Source organism: Actinosynnema sp. NPDC002837, from assembly GCF_040295345.1.
Taxonomy (GTDB): domain Bacteria; phylum Actinomycetota; class Actinomycetes; order Mycobacteriales; family Pseudonocardiaceae; genus Actinosynnema.
The window spans coordinates 1-6,374 of record NZ_JBEOVG010000173.1 but is presented as its reverse complement, the minus strand read 5'-3'; the positions used below and the strand labels follow the sequence as shown (position 1 = coordinate 6,374).

Genomic DNA, 6,374 nt, shown 5'->3' with positions numbered 1-6,374 from the left:
AACCTCACCCAATGGCGCGACTGGACCACCCCCACCCTCACCGACGGCCCCACCAGCACCACCACAACCACCACCACAACCGGCGACACCACCACCACCACCACGACAACGACGACAACGACGACCACCACCACGTCGCAGCAGCCCGGCGGCTGCACGGCGACGGTGTCGTTGAACCAGTGGACGGGCGGTTTCGTCGCCACGGTGAAGGTCACGGCCGGCTCGTCGCCGGTCAGCGGCTGGACCGTCGCCATGACGCTGCCGTCCGGCGCCACGGTCACCAACTCGTGGAACGTCAACCGCAGCGGCAACACCGGCGCGGTGAACTTCACCAACGTCAGCTTCAACGGCAACCTCGCCGCGGGCCAGTCGACCGAGTTCGGCTACCAGGCCACCGGCAGCGGCGCCGGGATGACGCCGACCTGCACGGCCAGGTAGCGGCCACCCGCCCGCTCGCAGTCGGTCAGGGCCCGGTGCGGAGGTCTCGAGCCTCCGCACCGGGCCCTGACCGTGCACGCGGAGCCGCGGGTCACAGCCACCCCGGGATGACAGCGGGGCACGGGAGCGTTCACGCTGGTGGAGATATTTCGGACTGAGGAGTGGAGCGCCACATGGCTACCGTGACCGAGAAGGCCGTCCTCGCGGGAGGGTGTTTCTGGGGCATGCAGGACCTGTTCCGCCGCCACCCGGGCGTCGTCTCCACCCGCGTCGGCTACAGCGGCGGCGACGTCCCGAACGCGACGTACTACAACCACGGCAGCCACGCCGAGGCGATCGAGGTCGTGTTCGACCCGGCCCGGCTGAGCTACCGGCAGATCCTGGAGTTCTTCTTCCAGATCCACGACCCGACGACCCGCGACCGCCAGGGCAACGACATCGGCACGAGCTACCGCTCGGCGATCTTCTTCACCGACGACGAGCAGAAGCGGATCGCGGAGGCGACGATCGCCGACGTGGACGCCTCCGGCAAGTGGCCGGGCAAGGTCGTCACCGAGGTGGCGCAGGCCGGCGACTTCTGGGAGGCCGAGCCGGAGCACCAGGACTACCTCGAGCGCTACCCGAACGGGTACACCTGCCACTACGTCCGACCTGAGTGGCAACTCGGCGAGCGGTGAGCACGACCGTCGAGATCGTGGCGCTGCACGTGTCGTCCGTGCACGCGTACGAGGGACGGCCGGGCGACGGGCCGCGGGCCGACCCCGAGCCGGTCTCGCGCGACCACGTCGTGGTCCGGGCGGGTCTGGGCCTGGTGGGCGACCGCTACTACAACCGGCCCGCGCACCGGACGGCCGCCGTCACGGTCTTCGCCGTCGAGTCGCTGGAGCACGTCACCGGGGGGCTCGGCCTGCACACCACGCCGAGCCCGCTGGTGGTGCGGCGCAACATCGTGCTGCGCGGGTTCGACGTGGACGGGCTCGCGCGGCACGACGTGTTCACCCTCGACTCGGGCGACGGGCCGGTGCGGTTCGAGGCGCACCGGCCCGCGAACCCGTGCGGCTGGCTGGACGTCGTGATCGCGCCGGGCGCGCTGAAGGCCCTGCGCGGCCGCGGCGGCAAACGGTGCGTCCCACTGGACGACGGCGTGCTCCGCCTCGGCCCGGCAACCCTGACCACCTGACCCGCCGGCCCCGGACCGCCGGCCCCGGACCGCCCCACTGCCGACTTAACCCGGCGACCACCACCCTCGGCCCGGCCACCCACCGCACCTCCACCCGCAGGCCCGGCCACCACTACACCCCCGGCCGACAACCCACCGCCCCTGTCACGCAGTCCCGGCGACCAGCCCAGGCCCGGCCCCGCGATCGACCGGCCTCCACCCCAGACCCGGCCACCGCCACACCGACCCGGCCGACCGCACGCTCACTCCGCGGGCCGGCCACCACGCGCGCCGCCCGGCGATCCGTCCCCGCTCACCCCGGCAGGTTCGGCAGGCCCCGGGACCACCGCACGCCCCGCCCGGCGAGCCGCCGCCCGACGCCGACGGCCCAGCGAGCCGCCCAGGAAGCCGCCGGCCGCGAGCACCACCCCGCCGACCCGGGCCAGGCCGACACCCAGCCGGTGGTGGTCGCACACCCGAGCCGCCCACGAGCCCGCGAAGACGACCGTGGCGACGCCGTTCGCGGCGGCGTGGACGACGCCGACGCGCCGCCCACCCCGCCCCGTCGCCGCCCAGTCCGCCCACCCGGTCACCGCGGCGGGCACGGCGCCGAGCAGGCCGAGGCCCACCAGCCGCGTGGCCGCCCGCCGCGACCCCTCGTCCGGGAACCAGTCCAGGAACTGGGCCATGAACCACGCGCCGAACGGCACGTCCTTGACGACGACGTGCAGCGGTATGCCGGTCGCCTCACCGTGCAGCAGGCGGCGCACCGGGTCACGGGCCACCAGCCGTCGGGCGAGCGGATCCGCCGCCTCGATCACGCCGTCCACCGCGTCCGAGCGCTCCAGCCGCTCCACCAACCGCAAGTACGCGTTGGTCCTCTTGGTCTCCTCCACGACCGCTCACATCCCTTCGCAGCACGTCCACGGTACTACGTTCATAGTGCCAAGTCACTATGGCTATAGTGATCGAGTGACGCCCACGAGACAACGAGCGCTGGACGCCGCCATCGACCTCCTCGGCACGCAAGGGCTCCGCGCGCTCACCCACGCCCGCGTCGACGAGCGCGCCGGGCTGGCGAAGGGGTCCACGTCGAACTACTTCCGCACCCGCCAGGCGCTGCTGACCGGTGTCGTCGGCCGGCTCGCCGAACTCGACCTGACGCAGGTCGGCATCGCCTTCGCGCCCACGAGCCCCGCCGAGCTGGTCGACGCGCTGTGCCTGGCGTTCGAGCACCTGACGGGCCCCGCGCGCACGGCGACCGCCGCCCGGCTGATCCTCTTCCTGGAAGCGGGCCACGTGCCCGAACTGCGAGCGGCGCTGTCACGGGGACGCGAAGCCATGGAGGCGATCGGCGTGGTCGCGCTCGCCCGGCTCGGCGCGCGCGACCCGCGGGGCGCCGCCACCGCGCTCGCGGCCTGCTTCGAGGGCCACCTCCTGCACCGCGTGGCCCGCCACGACGAGACCGATCCCCGCCCCACCTTCGAACTCCTGGTCACCGCGGCACTGCCCGACCCGGGAACCCGTTAGCGCCACCGCAGGTCATCCCTTCGGGTGGTCCGCCTCCGCACCCCTCAACTCCCCCGCGCTGACCTGGTCGAATCACGGATCGTGACAGCGGAGGTGTTCGTCGGGCGCGATCTCGAACGGCGGGTGATGGCGGAGGTGCTGGACGCCGCCCGGCGCGGACGTCCGGCGGTGCTCCAGGTGGTCGGCGAGCCGGGCATCGGCAAGACCCGGCTGCTGGAGTCGTTCCACGCCATGGCCGCCGCGGCGGGGTTCGCGGTGGTGACGAGCCGGGGCACCGAGTTCGACCGGGAAGTGCCCTACGGCGCGCTGACCGAACTGCTGGAGGAACTGACCGGCAAACAGCCCGCGGCCCTCTTCCCCGCCGACCGGGCCACGCTCGACCCCGCCGACGACACCGGAGCGGTCGAGCGCTACCGCAGGCACCGCGTCGTGCGGGAGGCGCTGGAGTCGGCGTCCCGCGTCCGCGGCATGGTGGTCAGCCTGGACGACGCGCAGTGGGCCGACGTCGGCTCCCTGGACTGCTGGGCGCACCTGGTGCGCCGCCCGCCTCGCGGCCCGCTCGTCCTCGTGCTGGCCCACCGGGCCGTGCCGCTGCCGGTCAACCTCGACGCGTCGCTGTCGGACGCGCACCGCGCGGGCGTCGGGCACCGGCTGGAGCTGGGGCCGCTGGACTTCGCCGACGCCGTCGAGCTGATCGGGCGCGGTCGCGGGCCGTCGTGGCGGCGGGCGGTCTACGAGGCCAGCGGCGGCAACCCGCTGTACCTGGAGTCGTTGGTCAAGACCTCGCAACCGGCCGCGGGCGCCACGCCCCTGCCGCCCACGATCCGCGCGGCGCTGCGGGCCGAGCTGGACGTGCTCGACGAGGCGACGCGGGTCGTCGCCTGGGCGGCGGCCGTGGCGGGTGACCCGTTCGAGCCGGAGATGACGGCCGAGACCGGCGGCCTGCCCGAGCACGCCGTGCTCGACGCGCTGAACGCGTTGTGCCGGTGCGACCTCGTCCGCCCGGCCGGGCCGCGGCGGTTCCGGTTCCGCCACCCGCTGGTGCGGCAGGTCGTCTACGAGGCCGCGGCGCCGGGCTGGCGGCTCGGCGCGCACGAGCGGGCGTTGGCCGTCCTCGGCCGCCGCGGCAGCCCGCTCGCGGTGCGGGCCCACCACGTCGAGCAGGCGGGGCGGTTCGGCGACCGCGACGCCGTCGACACGTTGGTGGCAGCCGCGGCACAGGCGTCGGCCGCGTCACCGGCGACCGCCGCCCACTGGCTCAGGGCCGCGTTGCGGCTGCTGCCCGCGAACGGGTCGACCCCGGGCCTCACCGTGCGGCTCGCCGAAGCGCTCGTGCGCGCCGGTCGGCTGGACGAAGGCCTGGAGGTCGCCACGGGCGCGGTCCGCGAGCTGCGGACCGGACCCGCGGCCCAGCGCGTCCCGGCGGTGCTCCTGGCGGCCACCGCCGGTCGCCTGCTCGGGCACCACGCCGCCGCACGGGAACTCCTCGCCGACGAGCTGGCCCGACTCGGCGCCGACGACTGCCGCGAGGCGGTGACGCTGCGGCTGGAGCTGGCCGCCTCGTCGCTCATGGCGGGTACGTTCGACGCGGACCGCGCGGCCCTGGTCGACCTCGTCGTGCGGCAGGCGGTCGACCTCGGCGACCGGCCCCTGGTCGCCGCCGCCCGGGGCATGTCCGTCATGGCGGCGTTCCTGACCGGTGACGAGGAGGCCATGAGCCGGTGCGCGACCGAAGCCGCACGCGCGGCGGACGCCCTCACCGACGAGGAGCTGACCGACCGGGTGGACGCGCTGGTCTGGCTGGGGTGGGGCGAGCTGCACCACCAGCGGTGGGACGAGGCGCTGCGGCACCTCGACCGCGGCCTCCGGCTGGCCAGGGGCACGGGCCAGGGGCACCTGCTCACCTACCTGCTGGCCGCCCGCGCGTGCGCGCTGCGCTGGCAGGGCCGGCTGACCGAGGCCCTGGACTGCGCCGAGGACGCGGTGGAGGCGGCGATCCTGTCGGGCAGCGGCGAGCTGAGCGCGATGGCGCACGGCGTGCGGTGCTGGATCGCGCTGCTCGTCGGCGACCTCGACCTCGCCACCCGGTCGGGGGCCGCCGCGGTCGCCGCCGGGCGCGACGTCGGGTGGTGGCGCACGACCGCCCGGCTGCTCGACGGCATGGCGACGCTGGCGGCGGACCCCTCGGCGGAGGTCGCCGACGCCGTCCTCGACGCGGGCGGAGGCCCGGCGCTGTCGCGGGTCGACCCGTTCAGCAGACCCCTGTGGTACGCGTTCCTCACCGCGGCCGAACTCGCGCACGGGCGCGTCGACCGGGCGAAGCGGTGGGCGGACGGGGTCGGGGAGTTCGCGGCCGGCTTCCCCGTGCACCGCGCCGTCACCCGCTTGACGGCCGCGCACCTCGCCGACGACCCGGAGCGCGCGCTGGCGTTGGCCGAGGAAGCCGCGCTGGCGTTCGAGGAGTGCGGCGCACGGGTGGACGCCGCCGAGAGCCGGTTGCTGGCAGGCTCCCTGCTCGCCCGGTCGGGCCGCCGTGACGAGGCGGTGGAGGCGCTCTGCGGCGCGGCCGACGAGTTCCTGGCCTGCGGCGCCCGCCGGCTGCACGCCCAGGCGGTCGCCGAGCTGCGCAAGCTCGGCAGGCGGCTCCCGTCGTTCGAGGCCGCCCGCCGCCGGGGACGGCAGGGCCTGACCGCGCGGGAGCTCGACGTCGCCCGGCTGCTCGCGACCGGCCGGACCAACCGCCAGATCGCCGACGAGCTGGTGATCAGCCTGAAGACGGTCGAGACGCACGTGACGCACGTGCTGGCCAAGCTCGGGGTGCTGAGCCGGACGGCGGCGGCGGTCGCGCTGCGCGACCTGGACTGACCGGAACGCAACGTTCGGGGTGCTGGATCAGGGGTTGCCCCGATGCCGTCCGCCGCGACCGTCGCCACGCTCGTCGCATCGCGCGGAACCGCAAAGGGGGGCCATGTCCGGGCGTCGTGCCTTCCCGGTGCTGCTCACCGTCGCCTTGCTGCTCGTCGCGGCACCGCCGGCGGTGGCGCAGCCGGCGGAGGTCGTCCGCGGCACGAGCTACGACTGGACCACGACGGGCACGTGGCAGGTGCCCGACTCCTGCCAGGTGTACCTGGGCGAGCTCCCCGCCGGCAGCTGCCGCACCCGCGAGCCCGGGAAGGTGACGCCCCTGCTCGTGTCGCTGGCCGTGCCGTCGAGCGCACCGCTCGGCACGGCCGAGGTCTGGTGCGAC

The 6,374-nt window shown here is 75.1% G+C and carries 8 protein-coding genes; 6 read left to right on the top strand and 2 right to left on the bottom strand.

Annotated features, from left to right (window positions below):
- Window positions 1-215, bottom strand: a 215-nt coding sequence (locus tag ABTZ99_RS44295; protein ID WP_499619162.1) for a hypothetical protein, incomplete at its 3' end; no start/stop codon positions are given.
- On the opposite strand from ABTZ99_RS44295, the gene ABTZ99_RS44290 reads away from it, so the two are divergent.
- From ABTZ99_RS44290 to ABTZ99_RS44280, 3 genes are all read left to right on the top strand, one after another.
- The gene (locus ABTZ99_RS44290) at window positions 205-438 is read left to right on the top strand and encodes a cellulose binding domain-containing protein (RefSeq protein ID WP_499619159.1); all 234 of its coding nucleotides are present in this window, start codon (window positions 205-207) and stop codon (window positions 436-438) included. The genes ABTZ99_RS44295 and ABTZ99_RS44290 overlap by 11 nt on opposite strands.
- A gap of 173 nt (window positions 439-611) precedes the next feature.
- On the top strand, window positions 612-1,115 hold the full coding sequence (gene msrA / locus ABTZ99_RS44285; RefSeq protein WP_498786674.1) for a peptide-methionine (S)-S-oxide reductase MsrA: 504 nt from the start codon (window positions 612-614) through the stop codon (window positions 1,113-1,115).
- The gene (locus ABTZ99_RS44280; protein ID WP_499619157.1) at window positions 1,112-1,618 is read left to right on the top strand and encodes an MOSC domain-containing protein; all 507 of its coding nucleotides are present in this window, start codon (window positions 1,112-1,114) and stop codon (window positions 1,616-1,618) included. The genes msrA and ABTZ99_RS44280 overlap by 4 nt, the downstream gene beginning before the upstream one ends.
- A 242-nt stretch (window positions 1,619-1,860) precedes the next feature.
- On the opposite strand, the gene ABTZ99_RS44275 is transcribed toward ABTZ99_RS44280, so the two are convergent.
- Window positions 1,861-2,493 (bottom strand): DUF2231 domain-containing protein, encoded by a 633-nt coding sequence (locus ABTZ99_RS44275; RefSeq protein ID WP_499619155.1) that lies wholly within the window; start codon window positions 2,491-2,493, stop codon window positions 1,861-1,863.
- A gap of 76 nt (window positions 2,494-2,569) precedes the next feature.
- Between ABTZ99_RS44275 and ABTZ99_RS44270 the strand changes: the two genes are divergently transcribed.
- The 3 genes from ABTZ99_RS44270 to ABTZ99_RS44260 form a co-directional block, all read left to right on the top strand.
- Entirely contained in the window at window positions 2,570-3,127 is a 558-nt protein-coding gene (locus ABTZ99_RS44270; RefSeq protein WP_498786677.1) for a TetR/AcrR family transcriptional regulator, read from the top strand.
- A gap of 81 nt (window positions 3,128-3,208) precedes the next feature.
- Complete coding sequence (locus tag ABTZ99_RS44265) at window positions 3,209-5,992, top strand: helix-turn-helix transcriptional regulator (RefSeq protein ID WP_499619152.1); 2,784 nt, start codon at window positions 3,209-3,211, stop codon at window positions 5,990-5,992.
- Window positions 5,993-6,095: 103 nt separating this feature from the next.
- Window positions 6,096-6,374, top strand: a 279-nt coding sequence (locus ABTZ99_RS44260; RefSeq protein ID WP_499619150.1) for a hypothetical protein, incomplete at its 3' end; no start/stop codon positions are given.